This is a genomic window from Halobacillus faecis, assembly GCF_007991335.1.
Taxonomy (GTDB): Bacteria; Bacillota; Bacilli; order Bacillales; family Halobacillaceae; genus Halobacillus; species Halobacillus faecis.
Map to the genome: position 1 here is coordinate 16,982 of NZ_BJYD01000021.1, position 21,188 is coordinate 38,169.

Below are 21,188 nucleotides of genomic sequence, written 5' to 3' on the forward strand. Positions count from 1 at the left end.
TCCATAAAAATATTATGTAAATTAATGAAAGAAGGGATGAAGCACAATGAATATGAAACACATTTTCCAAAGAGGAAATTCAGAACGGACTTTGCTTCTTCTTCATGGCACAGGAGGGACAGAACAAGATTTGCTCCCGATTGCAAAGATGATTGATCCGGACGCCTCTGTCCTATCTGTAAGAGGGAATGTATCAGAAAATGGAATGCCGCGTTTTTTCAAACGTTTAAGAGAAGGAGTCTTCGATGAAGAGGACTTGATTGCCAGAACGGATGAATTGAATACTTTCCTAGAAGAGGCCAGTAATGAATATGGATTTGATCGTAACCAGGTCATTGCTGCCGGATATTCCAATGGGGCGAATATCGCAGGTAGCCTCTTGTTTCATTATAAAGAGAGCTTACGTGGGGCTTTGCTTTTTCATCCAATGGTGCCACGGAGAGGAATTGAACTCCCTGATCAAGCAGGTCTACCTGTATTTATCGGTGCTGGTGAAAATGACCCGATCTGTCCAGCTCAAGAAACCAAAGACTTAGAGGAGCTATTGACAGAGGCCGGAGCGGATGTAACTGTCCATTGGGAGCGTATGGGGCATCAATTGACTGAAAATGAAGTGAAAACAGCGGCCGATTGGTATAAAGGTCAATTTTAACCTCTTATTATATTGAGTCCTCTCATTGTTCATTGTATGATAAGAACACGAAGAGCAAGGAGGATGTTCTATGATTCATAAGAATTGGGAAAATAACGATACCATTAAACAAATCGAATGTGTTCATAACGACGCAAAAAAATTCGTCGTGAACAATGTGCTTACTCCAGGCAAAGTATATGATGTGAAAAACGAAAGTGAAGAATTTTACTTTGTCATTGATAATTCAGGCCGCATGGGCGGTTTTTATAAGGAGTATTTCAAAGAAGTGTAAATGACTAAAAAAGCCAGGGACTTAAGTCCCTGGCTTTTTATGTATATGTAAATTTCCTTTCAAGATTTCTATAGGAAATTGTTCTCAGGTTTATACAAAAGATTAAGTAGGGTAAGGGTAACTAAAAAGTTCTTGAAAGGAAGAGTATGCCATGATTTTGGATAACGTTCGAATCTATCAACCCGATCCAACTTATAAGAATGAACAGACTTATGCGGTTAAAGTAGAAGGAGAGAAGATCGAGGCCATCTATGAATCGCCTTATGAAGGAGAGGAAGATGTCATAGACGGGAGAGGACGAGTCCTTTGTCCTTCCTTCAACGATAGCCATATGCACCTGCTCCGTTACGGGCTGTTAAAGAAGGAATTAGACCTTACCCAAGTAACGAGCTGGGAAGAAATGAAAGCTGTGATCGAAAACCATTACGATGAACTTCAACAATACGACTGGATTTTTGGAAAAGGGTTCAACGATGGAAACTTTGATGATATCGATCACCTTTTAACCGCAGAAGATTTAAATGAAATTCAAGTGAATGCGTATATGTACTTCATGCATCAGGATGGTCATGAATGTGTCATTAGTGAACAGGCGATGGAACTGCTGAAAGAAGAAGAGGATTTCAAGAAAGAACCGGATGAATTTAAAGAAAAAGATGAACACGGCAACTGGAATGGCCGTTTTAAAGATACAGCGGTTCATTATATTAAGCATCATTTTTGGGGACGTTCTGCAGAGGATGCAAAAGAAGCATTAAAGAAAGCGATGCCCCACCTTAGTCAACACGGCCTAACCTCGGTGCATACGGATGATATTAACTTCATCGGCTCTTATGAACGGTTGTGGCAGGCATACACAGAACTAGAACAAGAAGAAGCATTACCGATCGATGTACAACTACATCATTATGTATTCAATATTGAGGACATGAAATCCTATTGTAAGGAAAACCGGCTCCGTACAGGTCAAGGAACACCTAAAGTAAGAGTGGGATCTTTCAAGATTTTCCTGGACGGTACCCAGCGACTTTATACGGCAGCCATGAGGAACCCTTATCCTGTAGAACCAAGTGCAGACGGCCGTTTGATTTACACCCAAGAACAGCTGGATGAAATGGTCAAATATGCAAGTGACAATGATATGCAGGTCGCTATGCATGCGATCGGCGATCGAGCTGTCGAACAGGCAATTACTGCTCTTGAGAAATCCAAGGAGGCTACGAAACGTTTGCGTCATCGGATTATCCATGCTCAGACATTAGCTCCCGATTTAATTGCCAGGTTAAGAGAGCTGAAGCCTTACATTGAAACACAGCCGTCCTTCCTTCTTGATGAGTGGAGTGAAAAAGGGAAATGGACACCTGAGAGTCTTCTTCCATACTGTGATGCCTATCAAAGCCTTTTGAAAGAGCACATTCCCTTGACGTTAAGTTCTGATCTTCCTATTGGTGCACTGAATCCTTTCACAACCATATTTACGGCTGTCAATCGCACAGACCTCAATGGGAACCCTGAAGGCGGCTGGATGCCGCAGGAAAAATTAAGCATCAAGGATTCCTTTCTTGGTTTTACAAAAACTCCAGCGGAACTTGAATACAGGGAAGAAGAAAAGGGTAAAATAGAACCTGGTTATCAAGCCGATTTTCTAATCCTGGACAAACACCCCGAGGAAATAAAAACTGAAAAGCTGAAGGATATTAAAGTATTGGAAACTTGGCATAGAGGAAAGTGCGTCTATCGGAAGTGATGTCTTCTGCAACTTTCCTTGTAAACACTCGTTCCATCAGCCATAATGGACATAAGTGATGGAAAGGGGAGGATGGGTAGCAATGGAGAAATTATTTTTAGTGCGTCACAGTGAAACAGAAGGTCAGCATGAAGATTCCCCGCTAACAAAGACGGGCATCAGGCAGGCTCAAATGCTCGCGACTTTTTTAGAGAAATATGGTCACAGCATTGACCGCATCATATCTAGCCCTTATTTACGGGCGATTGAAACGATTAAGCCTTTTGCCAGAAAAAACAATGTGACCATCGAAATGGATGATCGTTTAGAGGAGCGTGTCCTCAGCCGTGAACCATTGGATGACTGGGAAGAAGTCCTTCATGATACGTTCGTCGACCCAGAGTTGAAACTTACCGGAGGAGAATCTTCCACTGAAGCAAAAAAACGTGTCCTTTCTCTGATTGACCAACTTGAAAATGAGGATTGTGGAAACGTTCTCCTTGTTACTCACGGGAACCTGCTCGCCTTATTGCTACAAAAATATAACCGTGAAATCGGTTTTTATGAATGGAAGCGTCTCTCCCGTCCAGATGTTTTTCTTGTACAAAAGCAAGGGGGAGAATATACAGTAGAACGCATTTGGGAAGACTAAGATCCTACTTCCTATTTCTTTTTTCAGTTTGATGCGAAAATGGTCGAACAACTACAGGAATTGCGAATTTTTATCAAAATCGTTATAGTATATTGTGGTGTTTATCTTAGCCATTATGGGTGAATAGTATTTTATAAGCACACGAAATTTTATAAAAGGAGGAGAAATAGATATGGCATTTGTAATCACATCCCCTTGTAAAGATGAGAAAGCTGGAGAATGCGTGGATGTGTGCCCAGTTGATTGTATCGAAGAAGGGAAAGATATGTTCTATATCGACCCTGCGATTTGCATAGATTGTGGTGCGTGTGAAGCGGTATGTCCAGTTGAAGCGATTTATATCGAGGACGAGGTACCAGAAGAAGAAACTCCATACATCGAGATTAACCGTAAGTTCTTTGAAGAACAATAAGTATCATAACCAGACCGTCTCTTATCTAAAGAGACGGTCTTTTTCATCCCCTATTTTCCCCTTTCTTCCACTATAGCTCCCAACTGTGGAAGACCCAGTTTCGAGAACCCCTCCTAGTCACATTCACTCCAAATACGTCTCGAAGTTAAGTATTTTAGATCCTTCTATCAAGCTGAATTAGTAAGCAGATTTTTGTTTCGGTTGGTTAATGCGTGAATAAATTTTCATTAGGCAGGGTAGATAGAAAAGGAATGATTACAAGGGAGGACACAAAACATGACAAAACTTAAAAATCAGACAGCGATCATAACAGGGGCAAGTAGTGGGATCGGTAAAGCGATTGCCCATCACTTAGCAAATGAAGGTGCGAATGTCGTACTCGCAGCTAGACGAGCAGAGAAGTTGAATGAACTGGCAGAAGAAATTACTGAACAATACAACGTAGAAGCGAAAGTGGTAGAAACAGATGTGACCAAAAGAGAGGATGTCGAGAGACTAGTTTCTGAAACGAAATCAGCGTTCAATACTGTGGACGTTTTCATTAATAATGCAGGGGTCATGTTACTCTCCTTCTTAAAGAATGACCACGTAGATGAATGGGAGCAGATGGTTGATGTCAATATTAAAGGAGTTTTGTACGGGATCCATGCAAGCTTACCCTCAATGATTGAACAGGAGTCCGGTCATATTGTCAATGTTTCATCTGTTGCAGGACATGAAGTCTTTCCATCCAGTACTGTTTACAGCGCGACAAAATATGCTGTGAAAGCTCTCTCGATGGGTATGGAGAAAGAACTTTCTAAATCTGGGGTGCGGGTGACGAACGTTTCACCTGGTGCTGTAGATACAGAACTTACCGACCATATTACCGATGGAGATGTCATTGAAATGTTCAAGAACCGTAGTATGGATCCGCTTGAAGCTGATGACATTGCACGTGCGGTCTCTTATGCTGTGACCCAGCCCTCTTATGTGAATGTAAATGAAGTCATCGTCCGTCCGATGCACCAAAAATAAAGGAAAAAAGATGACCGCAGGGGTGCGGTCATCTTCATTGTACGACTTTGAATTTTTTATAATTGTTCATTTCACTCTTATTTTTAACGTCAAGAGCTTCAACTTTACTAAATGGTGTCGGCCCCTCGTCGATTTTTTTAATGAATTCCTGCAACTTTCCATGCTCACCTTCCGCTTCGATTAGAACGGTACCATCGGGCTGGTTTTTGACCCATCCTGAAACACCGATTTGTTCAGCGATTTGTTTAGTAGCAGCACGGAATCCGACCCCTTGAACACGGCCATGAACAGTTATTTGATTATTTTCCATTCTTCCACCTCCTCATCTATCCTCTTGTTTCCCCATAAATAGAATTCGGCAAACCTTAAAAGGAGTGAACTTATATGAGAGAGATTGACATAACAAAAGTTGAAGGTTTCCTTTTTGGTCAGAAAGAAAGTGAAGATCATCACACAGGGTGTACAGTCATCCTAAGTCAAGATGGCGCAACGGCAGGCGTGGATGTCCGTGGTGGAGCGCCTGGTACAAGAGAGACCGATGCGTTAAAATCCGAAAATCTTGTGCAGCACATTCATGGGCTGTTTTTATCTGGAGGTAGTGCTTTTGGACTGGAAGTCGGGTCAGGAGTGATGCGATATTTGGAAGAGAAAGGAATCGGATTTGATGCAGGGGTGACCCGTGTACCGATCGTCCCCGGGGCAATCTTATTTGATTTGAGGGAAAATGACCGAGGGATGCGCCCGGATGCTGCCATGGGGTATGAAGCTGCCTCTTACGCTTTCCAAAACTCCCACTTGAAACAAGGCAATTATGGCGCTGGTGCAGGCGCGACTATCGGAAAAGGGAAAGGACCGTCTTTCAGCATGAAAGGCGGATTGGGGCACTATGCCATCCAGGTCGGAGACGTGAAAGTCGGAGCTGTTGTCGCGGTTAATTGTTTTGGGGACGTCATTGAACCTGAGACTGGCCGGATTATCGCTGGTCTCCAGAGGAATGGAAAGTTTTTAAATAGTGAAGACGTGATGATGAGTGAAATCATGGAAGGTCACACCAATCGCTTTCGTGGAAATACGACCATCGGGGCTGTCGTTACGAATGCGAGTGTGGATAAACCAGCAGCAAACAAACTGGCGGCCATGTCGCATGCGGGACTCTCTCGTACCATCCGTCCCTCCCATACATTCGTTGATGGCGATACGATATTTTTTATGGGATCAGGAAAAATCTCTTGTGACTACAACAGTCTCGGAGTCATGGCTGTGAAAGCAGTGGAAAGAGCAGTCCAAAATGCAGTGACTCATGCACAATCAACAAACAGTTTTTTATCAGCTAACGATATTCAGCGGGAGGAACACTGAAATGAAGGTATTTGTTTACGGTTCTCTCTGCAAGGACCTTGAGAATCATCATTATATGAAAAAAGCGACATGCCTGTCTGAACAGTCTTTTGTGAAAGGGAGGTTATATAGTGGCCACTCTTATTACCCCCTCCTTATGAAGGATGAACAGGATGTCACCTATGGAGAACTGTATGACATTCCATCGTCTTTATTAATGGAGTTGGATGAATTAGAAGGCTATTCTGAAGAAACAGAAGAACCTTATTTCGTGCGACAGGTATGTGAAGTTTTCACCCCTCATGGAGTGACGGAGGCCTTTGTCTACTATTGGCCGCGAAAAGCCCAAGGTGTAATGGTTCACAATAACGATTGGAAAGTCCATCGATATATCCAAAATGAGCGTCTCCATTATTTTGCCTATGGGTCATGTATGGATAATTCCAGATTGTGTGCCCATGAAGTAGACCACCTATTTACTACAATTAAAGGGGTGGGGAAGCTCAGCGATTACAGGCTCACTTTTTCTACTCATTTTAAAGACGGTTCGAGAGCCGATATCACTGAAAACTTTGGGTCTTATGTAGAGGGGGTTGTCTATGAAGTCGGAAAAGAGGCTCGCGAGTATTTATACTTAAGGGAGGGGGTGGAAGCAAAAGTCTATCGTCCAACGATCATACATGTGACTGGAGACGACGGGATTCCTTTCCAGGCTCTTTCGTTCACTGTCATTGAAAAGAAAGCTGAAATTGCACCTCCTTTTCATTACGCAGAAGAAATTCACCGCGGAGGATCGAAATACCTCTCTGAAAGTTATATGAAATCCATAGAACATAAGTTTTTGGAAGAATGGAAGATACCCGAGTTTAGAGCATATTTAGAGAGAAAGGGATGGAAGAAATGACAGCAGTCAAGTGGTCCAGTTATATAGCCAGAGATTTTACTCGTTTGCAATATGCGGTGCTTAAGGAAAGAGCATCAGCGAAAGAAGCCATTATTATCATACATGGTATTACAGCTGAATTTCATCATCATGAAGGATTTGCAGATGAATGTACACGTGATGCGGATATTTATTTTCCAGTGTTGAGAGGGTATGATCAGAGCCTTAAGAGAGGTGACATTGACTATATCGGGCAATATGATGATGATCTGTTTGATTTCCTCCATTTTATTGAAAAGAAAGGGTATGAAAAAGTGACGCTGGTCGGTCACTCGATGGGGTGTGCCAATTTATTGAGACTCATTCAAAAAAACAAGACGGCTGCCAGTGAGTATCTTTTCATCGCTCCCTTTTTTCACCCTACTCTTCCTGTCTACCATGAGGATGCAACCGAACAATCCTCAGACCGAACCGATGTGGATTATACGGTTTTTGACAAAAGAGTCATGCTTCTCATGACTTTATATAAGATGAATATCCATCGATTCAATAATCGGACAGTTGCGGAAATTCCAGATGAATTTAATAAAAGTGAAAAACTAACCTTGAGTTTTCGTCTTCTAGCTTCAAGGTTTCTCGAAAAAATCCCTCCAGAATTGCTGAATGATGTAAAGGATCGAATATCCATCTATGTTGGGAGTAAGGATGAAGTTTTATTACATGAAGAGTTCAAACGTTATGCCAAAGAGCAATGGAATGTTCCGGTCTGCATCATTCAGGGAACAGATCACAACCATATCCTTCATCATCCTCAGCTACATAAGGAATGGGCGGAAAAATGAAACCTTTCTACTCTCAATTGATGGCTTTTCAAGGACGTCATGATGATTTCGGGTACGAACAAGGAGAACGTTTAAGACATACGCTTTTATATAAACATCATGAACAAAGACGGAAACGATCCAGGCTTCGATATGATGTGGATGTTCAAGTTGTAAAAGAACAAATGGATCTTTATTGCAAAGGTCTCTTCGATGAGCTTAGAGGCCTTGCTGAAGGGTTACAATGGTCGATGGATGAAGTCATTCATGAATACAGCGGCTATCAACAGGACTGGGAAGGTTCAGGCTGCTCTATTTTGACGGGAAACGGATACTTTGCAAGAAATTACGATTATTATCCGAAAACGTATGAGGGGCGTTTGATTTTGTTTCAGCCCAAGGATGGGTATGCAAGCATCGGACCCTCTCAACGCATCATCGGACGTACAGACGGCATGAACGAACATGGGCTTTGTATCGGGTATAATTTCGTAAACAGAATTCATCCGGAAGACGGCTTCATTTGTTGCCTGCTGACAAGGATGGTCTTAGAAACATGCAAGACGACCAGCGAAGCGGTTCTTCTATTGAAAAAACTCCCTCATAGACATTCCTTTAACTATGTCGTATTTGATCTTGAAGGCACATCAAAGGTCATTGAAGGCTCTCCGCGCGGGGTTTTTGTAAAAGAGGGGATCGCTTGTACCAATCACTTCACAGAAATTCCCGAGGAAAACCGCAGGCATTTGTCGGATTCACAAGAAAGATTAGATGACCTGAAAAGTCACCAGGCTTATATACTTGATGAATTAGAAGCTTTTCATTTATTGAATGATTCCTATGGACCGATTTTTTCTCATGGGTATAAACAATGGACGGGTACGATCCATACAGCGTGCTATAGTCCTGAGCGATTAACTCTCCATTTCGGACTGGGTGGAGATACGGAACCATGTGCCATTTCTTTTCGTGATTGGTTGAATGAAAAAGCCACTCTTCCAAATAAAATTTATGGAGAATTGGACACGGATGTAGACATTCCTTATATGGATCCCCCTTCGTTTTAAATAACTTCCCCTTGAGGAATCACAGCTCTTATGAGTAGAATGAGGGAGGACATTGTACGGCAAAGGAGACGAGACATGAGCCATTTGACAGATGTAAACATAGATAAAATTCAGAATTTATACGCTTTTTTAAAAGATCAAGGGGATGAAGAACAAAAAGAAAAGGTATTGGATTTATATGAAAAGTTGATCCATGAAGAATTGATTATCGGCTTTGCTGGTCATTTTTCCGCTGGTAAGTCGACACTGATCAATACGTTATTGGAAAATGACCTTCTCCCTTCAAGCCCGATCCCCACTAGTGCAAATATTGTTCGGTTGAAGACAGGCGATCCCTATACCCTAGTACATTTCCAGGACGGGACGGTCGTTCAATATGATGATGATATTGACCTGGAAACGATTAAAGCTCTTTGTAAAGATGGAGAGAAAATTACCGGACTTGAAATCTCACAACCAGGACAGTCTTTGCCTTCCCATGTATCGATCGTCGATACACCTGGAGTAGACTCAACGAACGATGCTGATCGGTTGATTACTGAATCTTCACTCCATTTAATGGACTACATGTATTATGTCATGGACTACAACCATGTACAGTCTGAAGTGAACCTTATGTTTCTATTGGAAATGCAAAGGAGGCAGACACCTTTTTCAGTAGTCATCAACCAGGTCGATAAACACGTAGAAAGAGAGCTTTCTTTTGAGGCTTATCAAAAGTCGATAAGAAATGCTTTTGAAAAGTGGGGCATTGAACCGGAAGAAGTCTACTTTACATCTTTAAGAAATTATTCCCTTCCTTTTAACCAGCTTCAATCACTAAAGGAAAACTTCCACTCTCTTTTTTCAACATTCCAACTTGAGAAACATGCGGAAACACAACTGGAGTGGATGGCTGAAGAAGCGGTGATGAATTATTCGGATCACGTTGAAGACGAGATGGCAGAGCTTCGGGAAGAAAAAGAAGGATGGGAGAAAAAAATTGATCAAAGTCCCTTCCATGTCACAGAGCTCGAAAATCAGCAAATTCTCCACGAAAAAGCAGAAGCAGACTTTCAGGAAAGGGTCAGTCAATTCATATCCAACGCCTACCTTATGCCGAGCGCGCTTCGGGAATATGCGGAGGCTTATTTAGAGTCTGTGCAGCCAGACTTCAAGGTAGGATTTCTTTTCACGCAAAAGAAAACAGAGGAGGAACGGTTGGCGCGTGAACAAGCGTTTTACACAAAGCTGAGAGAATCTGTGGAGAAAAACCTGTCCTGGCCCCTTCGTGAACGCATGATTCAGCTGATGGAACATTATTCAGTGAGTGATGAGAGGCTTCTTGAAAAGGTGCAAAAGGAGACTTTCCAATATCCGAAGGAACGGTTATATGCTCTTGTTGAACGTGGAGCATCTGTTACGGGATCTTACGTATTACGCTACACAGATGATCTATCCAAAGATATCCAAAAGGAAACAAGGCGCTTTATTCAGGAGTGGAAGCAGTTGTTCCTTCAGTCGATTGCAGCGAATCAACAAGAAATGGTAGAAAACCACAAAGAAGTTTTTGAGGCGGCTGAAAAAAAACAAGAATTAGATAAACAATTAGAGGACTTAAATGAAAAAATCAAAGAATACCGTTCCAACCTCGAAGAATATCTAAAAGGAGAAAGCTCAAAAGAAAATACGATAAGGATCAGGGATGCATGGGAGAAACGGAAAGAGAACGTGGTTTGCAGGAGTGCTGATGAAATCCCTTCCTTGACTTCGATCGTTGAAGAAGAAGAGCTTGATTCTCGTCCCGATTCTTCTCAAGGGAGTGGATCTTCCATTGAACAGGCGCTTCAAAGGGCAGATGAAACACTAAAAAACATTCAATCTATAGAAGGTACGAAGCGGCTTTATTCCCAATTAAAGAAAAAACGGAACCGTCTGGATGACAGACACTTTACAATCGCTTTATTCGGAGCATTCAGTGCAGGGAAATCTAGTTTTGCCAATGCTTTGCTTGGGGATCTTGTACTGCCTGTTTCACCCAATCCGACCACAGCTACAATCAATAAAATTTCTCCATCTACGGCTGAGAGACCAGACCGCACGATAGACGCTTATATAAAAACGGAATCGGAGATGCTTGAAGATCTGTCTTCGATCCTTGGTGACCTTCATCTCAGCGCACCAACACTGGAAGGCGTACACGCGAAAACTAAAAAACTGAAAGAAAAGGATTGGCAGGTGCTTGGTCATAAGCAACATTCTTTCTTACGAGCCTTTATAGATGGTTATCCGAACATGAAACAGAATCTAGGAAAACGCATCGATGTTTCTTGGGATGATTTTTCTTTGTATGTATCTAAAGAAGAAAAATCCTGCTTTATCGAGTCTATGGAACTTTTCTATGACTGTCCCTGGACAAATGCAGGAGTCACTCTCGTTGATACACCTGGAGCAGATTCTGTTAACGCTAGGCATACAGATGTAAGTTTTGAGTACATTAAGGATTCGGATGCCGTCCTATTTGTCACCTATTATAACCACCCATTCTCACATGCGGATCAAACGTTTCTAAAACAATTAGGACGTGTGAAAGATAGTTTCAGTCTGGATAAAATGTTCTTCCTCGTTAATGCAGCAGATTTGGCATCATCTGATGAGGAACGGAAACAGGTGGAAAGCTATGTGAGAGGACAGTTGAATGAATTCCAAATTCGTCACCCAAAACTATTCTCTATTTCGAGTTTACAAGCTCTAGATGAAAAAATGGAGGGAACGGACCTGGAATCAGGGATGCAAGCTTTTGAAGAAAGCTTTCGTTCTTTCCTTCACGAAGATCTCGCGCAGATGATGATTCATGCGATTGATGAAGATATTAAGAGCATCAGGCAAGTTCTTGAGAACTTCATTGCTGCAAGTCAGCTCAGTGAACAAGAGCGTCAGGAAGAAATAGAAAAGAGTAAACAGGAACAACATCACACATCTGAAATCCTTGAGAAGAGCTTTGATCAGGGGACAGAAAGTGCCATTCATAACAAAGCCGATAAACAAGTTCACTTCGTTCATGAACGAATGATGCTGAATTTCAACGATTTGTTCAAGCGTCATTTCAACCCAGCGACCATTCAAAACCAGGGAGATACAAAAGCAGCATTGAAAGTTGCTCAGAAGGAGCTTCTCGATGAATTGAGTTTTGAAATGCTTCAGGAAGTCAAAGCGGTTTGTGTACGTATGGAGCGGTTCTTGGATCAGTTAGTGAGTCAGACGAAAGAGCGCATCGAAAGCGATTTATACAAAATCCGCCCGACTCTTCAACTGTCAAGAATCGAAGAAGGAACCTATCCTCTTCCAATCTTAAGTGGAAAGGTTGATATTGGAGAAAAAGAAAAAGCAGGCCTGCTCAAGCTGTTCAGAAACCCTAAAGCTTTCTTTGAAAGAAATGAGAAAGAAGAGATGAGGGATTCTATGTCATCTATCATTTCTCCGGAACTGGAAGTCCAACTGGAAACTCTAGAATCACTGGTTATCGAACATTATACAAAATTATGGCAGAGAAAGTATGCGGAATGTATGAACATATGGAAGGAAGATGCATCGGATCATTTTACTCAACTTCAATCTCACCTTGAACGACCAGAAAACACGCAGGAACTTGAGGAGATTCTATCTCAAATTCCTAAGTTCTAATTCACGGATTCAAAACATAAGGTAACACATCAGCACTCCCCCCTTTCTAAGGATTTCTTCCTCCTCCTCGGAAAGGGGGAGTTGTTCTTTTGTGGAATCTGACTTGGTCTAAGGGGGAAGCGGGTGTCATAAGCATAGACTGAAAGGTGGGTGTTGTTCCATGTATATCCAAAACGGCCCTTACAGACAAACGTATGCTTCTGAAACAGCGCAAGCTAAATTTTTGAGTAGTCCCCTTGCTCCTAACTTGAAAGGGACCATCCAATTTTACCAAATGCCGTATGGTGTAGAAGTCTTTGTTCAGGTGGAAGGACTGCCTGATTTCAAGAAGACAAAAAACGGAAAGCAGATCGGCCCTCATGGGTTTCACATCCATGAAAAAGGAGTTTGCGAAATCGGGGATGGCAAAGATCCGTTTGCTTCTGCTGGGGGACACTGGAATCCAGATGATCAGCCGCACGGGAACCATGCGGGAGACTTCCCTGTGTTGTTCTCCAACCAAGGAAGAGCACGAATGATTTTTTTCACTGACCGTTTTAAGGTGCGGGACATCCTCGGCAAATCGGTGATCATCCATGAAGGACCTGATGACTATCAGTCCCAACCGAGCGGCAATGCAGGGAAGAGAATCGCTTGTGCCATCATAGAAAGATCTTGACGGAAAGGAATAATTCACCTTTTCACTGTATATACTAGTCGTGTAACGTTAATAGCACGCTCTGCTTGACTTCACCGGTGAGTCATAGTATAGTGTACAAAAGGATAAAATTTACCAATATTCTGAAGTTCGCACTTCCAATCACCTATTATAAAGAGTGATCAATCCTTATTGGTACTTTTTATAATATGTGATTTTTTCTTTATTGCAAAACGCATATTAATTTTTGAAACATTGGAGGATCCATCCCTATGAAAACAGGTACAGTGAAGTGGTTTAACGCGGAAAAAGGTTTTGGTTTTATCGAGGTTGAAGGTGAAGATGATGTATTTGTACACTTCAGCGCGATCAACGAAGAAGGCTTCAAGTCTCTAGAGGAAGGTCAAGCTGTAGAGTTTGAAGTGACAGAAGGAAATCGCGGACCACAAGCTGCAAACGTCACGAAACTATAATAAAATTAGAAAGAGACTGGCTTTTGAAGGTCAGTCTCTTTTATATCATGACATTCCAAAGGGGGGGGCTGCGCCGATGGCTTTCGGAAAGAAAAATCAAGCAGAGATTAAAGAAGAAGATACAAAGATTTGGGTATGTACATCTGAGGACTGCAACTGTTGGATGAGAGACAACTTCAGAACGAATAATAACAAGAAGTGTCCAATGTGCGGAAGTGATATGGAAGAAGAAAACAAAGTGCTACAAGTTGTAGAAAACAATAGTTTATACTATAAATCAGAGTCTTAATGAATCAAGCGGTTGCTCCCAGGGCAATCGCTTTTTCTTATATCCAAGGGAGGGGAAACAATGGATCATAAAATTAAGCAGATGCGGGAAAACAAACAGCTTTTGAGAAAACATTCGCTTTCTACTGTTTTAGATAAATTTGATGGGGATTTAATGGCATTAACCGAGAAGGAGCGAAAGAAGAAATATAACAAAATGAGTGCCGATCCTTACAGCTTTTTTAGAGGAAGTGCCTACTTGTTCTTTCATGATACTACAGAGCTTCCCTTTACCTTTCATACAGCCAGTGACAAACCGACTTGGATTATGGGGGATTTACATTTCAACAATTTCAGTGTCTTCCAAAACGAAAACAAACAGATTGTCTTCGATGTGGACGACTTTGATGAAGGATACCTTGGATCATATCTATACGACGTCTTACGCATGGTTGTTAGTATCCGTTTAATGATGCAATCACTTTCGTATGATGATGAGTCTAAGAATGAGATGGTTCATCGTTACTTGAAAACGTACGTAAAACAAATAAAAGCATACCACGAACGGGAATTAAGCCCGGAGACTGTCCAATTTACCAAAGAGGCCACGAAAGGTCCTGTCAAAAAGGCAATAAATAAAGCAGAAAAGAGAAGTTTGTCACACGAACTGGAAAAACAGACCATCATTAATCACGATTCCATTCGGTCTTTCGATCTTGGGAAGGACAAGCTGTCTTCTGTTCCTAAACACGAAAAACAACGGCTTGAAAAAGCATGGGAGGATTATTATCATTCTCTGGACACAAAGAAAAGGAAGTCGAAGGACTATTACCGGATCAAAGATGTCGTCAAAAAGACAGGAGCGGGGATCGGTTCGACAGGTTTGAAAAGATACTACATTCTTATTGAAGGTCAATGTGATGAAAATCATGAGGATGACATTATCCTTGAAGCGAAAGAGGCACGTACGCCTATCCCTGCTTACTTCTTTCCTTATGATGAAGCATTCTGGAATGATCATAAACACCAGGGAAGAAGAGTCATTCATACACAGCAGGCGATGCACCACCTTTCTGAACCGTTTCTCGGATATTTCACGATGGAAGGAAAAGATTTTTACGTTAGAGAACGCTCGCCTTTTTCTAGAGATGTGAAGGAAAAGCATTTACATGATCTGAAGTCTGTTAAACAGACGGTAAAGATTATGGCGAAAGTGAGTGCGAAAATCCACGCCAGGGCGGATGTGGACATCGATGAGGGAGTGCTCGGCTATCATAGTGAGGACAGCATTATGGAAGCGATCGGGACGGAGAAAAAGAGGTTCCGGCAACAACTCAGTTTATGGGCAGCTCATTATGAAAGAAAGGTATATGAAGATTATGAATTGTTTGTAGAGTGGGGTAAAGAGCGTGGATATTTTTAATATTTCAGGTGGCTATCATACAACGCTTAAGAATGATATAATTTCTATGTTATAGAAACGAGAGTACTGGAGGATTATCACATGTTAACAGTAAATAATGTAAGTCTTCGATTCGGCGACCAAAAGTTGTTTGAAGACGTAAATATAAAATTCACCCCTGGCAATTGCTATGGTCTGATTGGTGCGAACGGTGCAGGGAAATCCACATTCCTAAAGATTTTGAGTGGAGAAATTGAAGCCCAAACTGGTGATGTAAGTCTTAAAAAAGATCAGCGTTTGGCTGTTTTGAAACAGAACCATTTTGAGTACGACGAATATCAAGTGCTTGAAACCGTCATTATGGGTCATACCCGACTATATGAAGTAATGAAGGAAAAAGACGCGATCTATATGAAAGGCGACTTTTCTGAAGAAGACGGTATGCGCGCAGCTGAACTTGAAGGAGAGTTCGCTGAAATGAATGGATGGGAAGCGGATTCTGATGCAGCCCGTCTATTGAAAGGATTGGGCATTGGCGAAGAACTTCATGATAAGAAGATGAGTGAACTTCAAGGATCCGAAAAAGTGAAGGTTCTTCTTGCGCAAGCGCTCTTCGGCAATCCTGATGTTCTTCTTCTCGATGAGCCGACCAACCACCTGGATATTAAAGCGATCCAATGGCTAGAAGACTTTTTGATCGATTTCGAGAATACCGTGATTGTGGTTTCCCACGACCGTCACTTCTTGAACAATGTCTGTACACATATTGCTGACCTTGACTTTGGGAAAATCCAGATTTACGTCGGAAACTATGACTTCTGGTATGAGTCCAGTCAATTGGCTCAGAAAATGGCTGCAGAACAAAATAAGAAAAAAGAAGAGAAGATTAAGGATTTGAAAGAGTTCATCGCGCGTTTCAGTGCCAATGCTTCCAAATCCAAACAAGCGACTTCACGTAAAAAACTGTTGGACAAAATCACGCTGGATGATATTCAACCTTCTTCCAGGAAGTATCCTTACATTGCTTTCAATGCGGAACGTGAAATCGGAAATGACTTACTGACCGTTGAAAACCTCTCTAAAACGGTAGATGGTGAAAAGGTATTGGATAATGTAAGCTTCACACTTAACAAGGATGATAAAGTCGCTCTTGTGGGATCAAACGAAGTTGCAAAAACGACGCTTTTCCAAATTCTAATGGGAGAGATTGAGCCGGATGAAGGAACGTATAAGTGGGGTGTAACGACGTCCCAAAGTTACTTCCCTAAAGATAACTCAGAATTCTTCGAAGGTTCGAATTTGAACCTTGTCGAGTGGCTGCGTCAGTATTCTCCAGAAGATGAAACAGAAACGTTCTTACGCAGTTTCCTTGGACGTATGCTGTTCTCTGGCGAAGAGGCGCTTAAGAAAGCGAATGTCCTTTCTGGTGGAGAGAAAGTTCGTTGCATGCTTTCTAAAATGATGCTTTCTGGTGCGAACGTTCTTCTTTTAGATGAACCAACGAACCACCTTGACCTGGAGTCCATCACTTCCTTGAACAAAGGATTGATCAACTTTAAAGGTTCTGTCATTTTTGCCTCCCACGACCATGAGTTCATTCAAACCATTGCTAATCGTATTATTGAAATCACGCCTAATGGTAAGATTGTCAATAAAGAAATGACGTATGATGAGTTCTTGAATGACCCAGAAGTCCAAAAGCAAGTAGCAGCTAAATAAAGATAATCTAAAAGCACAGACCATACGTGGATCTGTGCTTTTTTTCGCTAGATTATGTTTTTTTCTATCATTTTCGGGTATGAAAATCCAAGAATAGGTACCCACTCACATTGTAGAATAATGACGAAATACTGAAAAACAAAGGCTATGCTGTCAGATACACGGTACAAATGCTCCTTTTGTAATGGCTGTGAAATATGGATGTTATGTTTGAAAACAAACTGTTGCCTGTTTGTTCTTAATTTATTCTGAGATTCTGTTAATCTTGTAATTGTGAACGGATCACCTAAATACATAGGGATCGACCAATCAAGAGGAGGCAGAATTTCATGAAAAAAACTGTATTTTCTGTTGTAGCTACTGTCGCATTAACGGGAGCATTCGCCACTACGGTAAGTGCCCACGAAACGGAATATAAAATCAATCAAGGAGATACTCTTTGGGGAATCTCACAAAAATATGACGTAAGCGTTCAAGACTTGAAGACTTGGAATGGGCTAAATTCAAATCTAATTTATCCAAATCAAACATTGAAAGTAGCAAGTGAGTCTAAATCCAGCACACCTTCATCTACTACGTCTTCCAACACATCCACTTATACAGTGAAGTCTGGAGACACGTTGTTCGCCATTTCTCAAAAATTTAATACTTCAGTCGATCAGCTGATGGCGTGGAACAACCTGACTTCCACCCTCATTTATCCTGGCGACCAGTTCAAAGTTGATGGACAGGCGGTTCAAACGTCTGCACCAAGTTCCAATAGCAGCTCTAGTAGCAATTCCAGCAACAGCACATCAACAGCAACGCAAACAAGTACAAGTCAAGATACAAGTAATGATGTAGTTAAAGAGTTTACAGCTGAAGCTACGGCTTATACGGCTTATTGCACAGGATGCAGCGGTGTAACGGCTACCGGAATCGACCTGCGTGCAAACCCAGACCAAAAAGTGATTGCCGTAGACCCGAACGTTATTCCACTTGGATCTAAAGTATATGTCGAAGGTTACGGAACAGCAATTGCCGGAGATACCGGCGGCGCCATCAATGGCAACCGTATCGATATTTTCATGCCTTCCCGTGAAGATGCACTTGACTTCGGTAGAAAATCAGTTAAAGTTCAGGTACTGGCCGACTAATTATTAACAAAAACTCCTTTCTGAATCTACAGAAAGGAGTTTTTTTATGCGGTTTATTTTGCGTTCCCATTACTTATTGATAGACTAAAGACAATTGTAAGAGGAAGGGAGCAGGTATAAATGAGAGCAATTGTACATGAAGGAAAAGATGGACTTGAGGGTTTAAAACTAAAAGAGATGCAGAACAGCCAGCCCAATGACAACGAAGTGAGAGTGAAAGTACATACAGCAGGAATGAACCGAAGGGATTTGGCTGTTGTAACGAAGCGGCATAAAGCGGAAGATCCAGCTTTAATTCCTGGTTCGGATGCTTCCGGCACAGTAGAATCCGTGGGAAAGAGTGTTACAAAGTTCCAAGAAGGTGACGAAGTCATTGTCAATCCTGGACTCGGCTGGCAGAAAAACAGCGATGCTCCTCCAGAAGGGTTTGAAATTGTCGGCCTTCCGGATCACGGAACTTTTGCCGAATATTACACGTGTACAGAGGACCATCTTGAAAGGAAACCTGAGCATTTGACTTTTGAAGAAGCAGGCGTACTTCCATTAGCAGCACTAACTGCCTATCGTGCTTTGTTTACAAGAGGAGATCTTGAAGCGGGTCAAACAGTCATGTTGCCGGGAATTGGAAGCGGAGTCCTAACTTTCTGCCTGAAATTTGCGAAAGCAATTGGAGCAAGAGTTATTGTAACTTCCCGGTCAGAAAGCAAACAAAAAGAAGCTTTGAAGCTCGGTGCGGATGTAGCCATTTCTACAGAAGAAAACTGGCAGGAAGCGCTGGCTTCTGAACAAGTAGATTTACTTATTGAAACGATAGGGAACGCCACTTTTAATAAATCCCTGGATATTGTTCGTAAGGGAGGAACGATTGTGACATTCGGTTCCACGACCGACGATGAAGTGACCATTAATATCCGGCAATTCTTTTACGGGCAATACAACTTGCTCGGATCCACGATGGGAAGTGCCGAAGAATTTAGGGAAATGCTCGGTTTTATTAGTGAACACAAAATAAAACCTCAACTGGATAAGGTTTTTTCAATGGAAGAGTACAAGGAAGCTTTCGAATACATTCAAAAATCTAAAAACTTTGGTAAAATTGGTTTTCACGTGCGTTAAAAGTTTTCACTTCAAACTTAGTAGTAACTCCGAATAAAAGTAAAAAACATAAACAATTAAGCGAACGAATGTGCGTATAATTGGACAATTCATCCATCTTTTGTAGTAGAATGATAGAAAGACCATTTTATGACAAGGGGTGGATGATTTTGTCACATAAAAACAATCCGAAACGATTCGCTTTAAACATGAGTGCCGCGCAATTTACGAAGTTTTATATCATGCACCTGTTACAAGTTCGTCAGCCGATGATCAGTGAGCACTTCAAAGCAGAGTTCAAAAAACTGACGAAGAACTGGATTCCAGCACCTTCGACATTACTTGATACCCTACATGAAATGACAGAGCAAGGATTATTATACCGTAAAGACGATTACAAATCATATGATAAAAAGAGACAAAAAGTGTACTGGTATTACCTGACGGATGAAGGTAAAGAAGAATTCGATGTGTTAAAAAAACGTTATAAGCTGTTATTTGAAGAACAAATGCAAATACTGAAACAAATTATGGATGATGTTTACAGATAAAAGAAAGGTGAGCTTGCAGTGAAATTAAGTGTTCTGGATCAAAGCCCCATATCCGAGGGGGAGTCTGCTCAAGATGCATTACAGAAGTCAGTAGAATTAGCGAAATACACGGAGAAATTAGGCTTTCATAGATACTGGGTTGCAGAACATCACAATACGAATGGTCTTGCGAATACGTCTCCTGAAATTCTTATATCCATGATTGCACAAGCCACAACATCCATTCGAGTCGGATCTGGAGGTGTCTTACTTCCACAGTACAGTCCATTAAAAGTAGCAGAGAATTTCCGTATGCTTGAGGCTTTGTTTCCAGGACGCATGGATCTTGGAGTGGGGCGTTCCCCTGGAGGTGGGCCCAAAACAAGGCTTGCCCTTACAGATGGAATTGAAAAGCCCCTCAGTTCTTTTTCTAGACAAGTAAAGGAGCTGAAACAGTTCTTACAAGATTCCATTCCTAAGGAAGACCGGTTTTATGGTGTAAAAGCACGTCCTGAAACCCATCATCAACCTGAACTCTGGGTCCTCGGTTTGACCGAGCGCGGAGCCAAACATGCAGCAGTGAATGGGACGGGGTTTACATTTGGTCATTTCATTAATCCTGATTATGGAAAGGCATCCATTGATACGTATAGGGAGCGATTTAAAGACCCTTATAAAAAAGAACCATGCGTCAATGTTTGTGTATTTGTTGTTTGCGGAGAGACAGAAGAAAAGGCAGAGGAGCTGGCAAAAAGTCAGGATCTCTGGTTGCTTCGGGTGGAAAAAGGCTTGGATACCCGAGTACCTTCTTTAGACGTGGCCAAAAATTACCCATATACAAAGGTAGATAGAGATAAAATCAGGAAAAATCGAAGACGCTGCATTATCGGAAACCCAGATCAAGTAAAAAATCAATTGGAAGAACTATCTGAATACTACGGTACGGATGAGTTTCTGATCATTACAAACATATTCGATTTTGAAGAAAAGAAAAAATCCTATAGGCGAATTGCTCAGTCGTTCAAGCATTAATCAAGCCCCATCAGAGATAAATGCACTATGGCAGAAGAATGACTTAGTTTTGAGAAGCTTTCAGCAGCAGTCTCCCGATCCCGCTAAGGCCCTTGTATTATAAGAAGACTAATCTCTATGCCTCCATAAAATAAATAAATTATCCCTAAAATGCTCCAATAATCCTTTTAAAATGTGACATCATTTAAATTCGGCAGGTCACGATGAAGAAAATTTGAGCCTTTCATAAGCTAGAGAAGAAAGGGGACTCCTATATGGTGTTAGGGCAACTGAGACCCCTCAGGACGTAGTTTAAAGAGGCTTAGCACCATGGGAAGCGAAAATCCCTTTACATCACACAAACATCCCGAATTTGAGTCCTCCACTACCCTGTCATACCCTTTAGTAATTAT

Annotated in this window: 21 protein-coding genes; 20 read left to right on the plus strand and 1 reads right to left on the minus strand. The window is 41.6% G+C overall.

The features are described from left to right. Positions 1-52 precede the first annotated feature (52 nt). The 6 genes from HFA01_RS11015 to HFA01_RS11040 all read left to right on the plus strand — a co-directional run bounded on the left by HFA01_RS11015 (position 53) and on the right by HFA01_RS11040 (position 4,733). Positions 53-652, plus strand: a complete 600-nt coding sequence (locus tag HFA01_RS11015; RefSeq protein WP_146816455.1) for an alpha/beta hydrolase — start codon at positions 53-55, stop codon at positions 650-652. A 70-nt stretch (positions 653-722) separates the two neighbouring features. Next, positions 723-926: a DUF6501 family protein gene (locus tag HFA01_RS11020; RefSeq protein WP_146816189.1), complete on the plus strand. Its 204-nt coding sequence runs from the start codon at positions 723-725 to the stop codon at positions 924-926. A gap of 151 nt (positions 927-1,077) precedes the next feature. Then, entirely contained in the window at positions 1,078-2,673 is a 1,596-nt protein-coding gene (locus HFA01_RS11025) for an amidohydrolase (RefSeq protein WP_146816191.1), read from the plus strand. 82 nt (positions 2,674-2,755) lie between these two features. Further along, positions 2,756-3,304, plus strand: coding sequence for a histidine phosphatase family protein (locus tag HFA01_RS11030; protein WP_146816193.1), 549 nt, complete (start codon positions 2,756-2,758; stop codon positions 3,302-3,304). 172 nt (positions 3,305-3,476) lie between these two features. Beyond that, on the plus strand, positions 3,477-3,716 hold the full coding sequence (locus HFA01_RS11035) for a ferredoxin family protein (RefSeq protein ID WP_089652514.1): 240 nt from the start codon (positions 3,477-3,479) through the stop codon (positions 3,714-3,716). A gap of 276 nt (positions 3,717-3,992) precedes the next feature. Further along, positions 3,993-4,733: an SDR family oxidoreductase gene (locus HFA01_RS11040; protein ID WP_146816195.1), complete on the plus strand. Its 741-nt coding sequence runs from the start codon at positions 3,993-3,995 to the stop codon at positions 4,731-4,733. A gap of 34 nt (positions 4,734-4,767) precedes the next feature. Here the strand turns inward: HFA01_RS11040 and HFA01_RS11045 are convergent, their stop codons facing one another. Further along, complete coding sequence (locus HFA01_RS11045) at positions 4,768-5,043, minus strand: acylphosphatase (protein ID WP_146816198.1); 276 nt, start codon at positions 5,041-5,043, stop codon at positions 4,768-4,770. Between the two features lie 74 nt (positions 5,044-5,117). On the opposite strand from HFA01_RS11045, the gene HFA01_RS11050 reads away from it, so the two are divergent. The 14 genes from HFA01_RS11050 to HFA01_RS11115 all read left to right on the plus strand — a co-directional run bounded on the left by HFA01_RS11050 (position 5,118) and on the right by HFA01_RS11115 (position 20,796). After that, a complete protein-coding gene (locus HFA01_RS11050) occupies positions 5,118-6,092 on the plus strand; it encodes a P1 family peptidase (protein WP_146816200.1) in 975 nt (324 codons plus the stop codon). A 1-nt stretch (position 6,093) separates the two neighbouring features. Continuing rightward, positions 6,094-6,975, plus strand: coding sequence for a gamma-glutamylcyclotransferase family protein (locus HFA01_RS11055; RefSeq protein ID WP_167506226.1), 882 nt, complete (start codon positions 6,094-6,096; stop codon positions 6,973-6,975). Beyond that, a complete protein-coding gene (locus tag HFA01_RS11060; RefSeq protein WP_146816205.1) occupies positions 6,972-7,796 on the plus strand; it encodes an alpha/beta hydrolase in 825 nt (274 codons plus the stop codon). The genes HFA01_RS11055 and HFA01_RS11060 overlap by 4 nt, the downstream gene beginning before the upstream one ends. After that, positions 7,793-8,842, plus strand: coding sequence for a C45 family autoproteolytic acyltransferase/hydrolase (locus HFA01_RS11065; RefSeq protein WP_146816207.1), 1,050 nt, complete (start codon positions 7,793-7,795; stop codon positions 8,840-8,842). The genes HFA01_RS11060 and HFA01_RS11065 overlap by 4 nt, the downstream gene beginning before the upstream one ends. Before the next feature lie 75 nt (positions 8,843-8,917). Next, on the plus strand, positions 8,918-12,505 hold the full coding sequence (locus HFA01_RS11070; RefSeq protein WP_167506227.1) for a dynamin family protein: 3,588 nt from the start codon (positions 8,918-8,920) through the stop codon (positions 12,503-12,505). A gap of 160 nt (positions 12,506-12,665) precedes the next feature. Further along, positions 12,666-13,163 (plus strand): superoxide dismutase family protein, encoded by a 498-nt coding sequence (locus HFA01_RS11075; RefSeq protein ID WP_146816211.1) that lies wholly within the window; start codon positions 12,666-12,668, stop codon positions 13,161-13,163. A 251-nt stretch (positions 13,164-13,414) separates the two neighbouring features. Beyond that, positions 13,415-13,615, plus strand: coding sequence for a cold-shock protein (locus tag HFA01_RS11080; protein WP_027954344.1), 201 nt, complete (start codon positions 13,415-13,417; stop codon positions 13,613-13,615). A 76-nt stretch (positions 13,616-13,691) separates the two neighbouring features. Further along, complete coding sequence (locus HFA01_RS11085; protein WP_146816213.1) at positions 13,692-13,904, plus strand: cold-shock protein; 213 nt, start codon at positions 13,692-13,694, stop codon at positions 13,902-13,904. 60 nt (positions 13,905-13,964) lie between these two features. Next, complete coding sequence (locus tag HFA01_RS11090) at positions 13,965-15,305, plus strand: DUF2252 domain-containing protein (protein WP_146816215.1); 1,341 nt, start codon at positions 13,965-13,967, stop codon at positions 15,303-15,305. A gap of 81 nt (positions 15,306-15,386) precedes the next feature. Further along, entirely contained in the window at positions 15,387-17,003 is a 1,617-nt protein-coding gene (locus HFA01_RS11095; RefSeq protein ID WP_146816217.1) for an ABC-F family ATP-binding cassette domain-containing protein, read from the plus strand. 329 nt (positions 17,004-17,332) lie between these two features. Next, a complete protein-coding gene (locus tag HFA01_RS11100) occupies positions 17,333-18,139 on the plus strand; it encodes a 3D domain-containing protein (RefSeq protein ID WP_146816219.1) in 807 nt (268 codons plus the stop codon). A 120-nt stretch (positions 18,140-18,259) separates the two neighbouring features. After that, a complete protein-coding gene (locus HFA01_RS11105) occupies positions 18,260-19,255 on the plus strand; it encodes a zinc-dependent alcohol dehydrogenase family protein (RefSeq protein WP_146816221.1) in 996 nt (331 codons plus the stop codon). Between the two features lie 143 nt (positions 19,256-19,398). Next, positions 19,399-19,785 carry a helix-turn-helix domain-containing protein gene (locus tag HFA01_RS11110; RefSeq protein WP_246139319.1) on the plus strand — a complete coding sequence of 129 codons (387 nt, stop codon included), beginning with the start codon at positions 19,399-19,401 and terminating at the stop codon, positions 19,783-19,785. A gap of 18 nt (positions 19,786-19,803) precedes the next feature. Continuing rightward, the gene (locus HFA01_RS11115) at positions 19,804-20,796 is read left to right on the plus strand and encodes an LLM class flavin-dependent oxidoreductase (RefSeq protein ID WP_146816225.1); all 993 of its coding nucleotides are present in this window, start codon (positions 19,804-19,806) and stop codon (positions 20,794-20,796) included. The last annotated feature ends 392 nt before the right edge of the window (positions 20,797-21,188 follow it).

What these genes read in the sequence shown, in the direction of transcription:
- HFA01_RS11030 (WP_146816193.1), top strand. Translation starts at nt 2,756, where the DNA reads ATGGAGAAATTATTTTTAGTGCGTCACAGTGAAACAGAAGGTCAGCAT.
- HFA01_RS11045 (WP_146816198.1), bottom strand. Translation starts at nt 5,043, where the DNA reads ATGGAAAATAATCAAATAACTGTTCATGGCCGTGTTCAAGGGGTCGGA.
- HFA01_RS11015 (WP_146816455.1), top strand. Translation starts at nt 53, where the DNA reads ATGAAACACATTTTCCAAAGAGGAAATTCAGAACGGACTTTGCTTCTT.
- HFA01_RS11080 (WP_027954344.1), top strand. Translation starts at nt 13,415, where the DNA reads ATGAAAACAGGTACAGTGAAGTGGTTTAACGCGGAAAAAGGTTTTGGT.
- HFA01_RS11040 (WP_146816195.1), top strand. Translation starts at nt 3,993, where the DNA reads ATGACAAAACTTAAAAATCAGACAGCGATCATAACAGGGGCAAGTAGT.
- HFA01_RS11090 (WP_146816215.1), top strand. Translation starts at nt 13,965, where the DNA reads ATGGATCATAAAATTAAGCAGATGCGGGAAAACAAACAGCTTTTGAGA.
- HFA01_RS11055 (WP_167506226.1), top strand. Translation starts at nt 6,094, where the DNA reads ATGAAGGTATTTGTTTACGGTTCTCTCTGCAAGGACCTTGAGAATCAT.
- HFA01_RS11075 (WP_146816211.1), top strand. Translation starts at nt 12,666, where the DNA reads ATGTATATCCAAAACGGCCCTTACAGACAAACGTATGCTTCTGAAACA.
- HFA01_RS11100 (WP_146816219.1), top strand. Translation starts at nt 17,333, where the DNA reads ATGAAAAAAACTGTATTTTCTGTTGTAGCTACTGTCGCATTAACGGGA.
- HFA01_RS11025 (WP_146816191.1), top strand. Translation starts at nt 1,078, where the DNA reads ATGATTTTGGATAACGTTCGAATCTATCAACCCGATCCAACTTATAAG.
- HFA01_RS11050 (WP_146816200.1), top strand. Translation starts at nt 5,118, where the DNA reads ATGAGAGAGATTGACATAACAAAAGTTGAAGGTTTCCTTTTTGGTCAG.
- HFA01_RS11035 (WP_089652514.1), top strand. Translation starts at nt 3,477, where the DNA reads ATGGCATTTGTAATCACATCCCCTTGTAAAGATGAGAAAGCTGGAGAA.
- HFA01_RS11060 (WP_146816205.1), top strand. Translation starts at nt 6,972, where the DNA reads ATGACAGCAGTCAAGTGGTCCAGTTATATAGCCAGAGATTTTACTCGT.
- HFA01_RS11065 (WP_146816207.1), top strand. Translation starts at nt 7,793, where the DNA reads ATGAAACCTTTCTACTCTCAATTGATGGCTTTTCAAGGACGTCATGAT.
- HFA01_RS11085 (WP_146816213.1), top strand. Translation starts at nt 13,692, where the DNA reads ATGGCTTTCGGAAAGAAAAATCAAGCAGAGATTAAAGAAGAAGATACA.
- HFA01_RS11095 (WP_146816217.1), top strand. Translation starts at nt 15,387, where the DNA reads ATGTTAACAGTAAATAATGTAAGTCTTCGATTCGGCGACCAAAAGTTG.
- HFA01_RS11105 (WP_146816221.1), top strand. Translation starts at nt 18,260, where the DNA reads ATGAGAGCAATTGTACATGAAGGAAAAGATGGACTTGAGGGTTTAAAA.
- HFA01_RS11070 (WP_167506227.1), top strand. Translation starts at nt 8,918, where the DNA reads ATGAGCCATTTGACAGATGTAAACATAGATAAAATTCAGAATTTATAC.
- HFA01_RS11020 (WP_146816189.1), top strand. Translation starts at nt 723, where the DNA reads ATGATTCATAAGAATTGGGAAAATAACGATACCATTAAACAAATCGAA.
- HFA01_RS11110 (WP_246139319.1), top strand. Translation starts at nt 19,399, where the DNA reads ATGATTTTGTCACATAAAAACAATCCGAAACGATTCGCTTTAAACATG.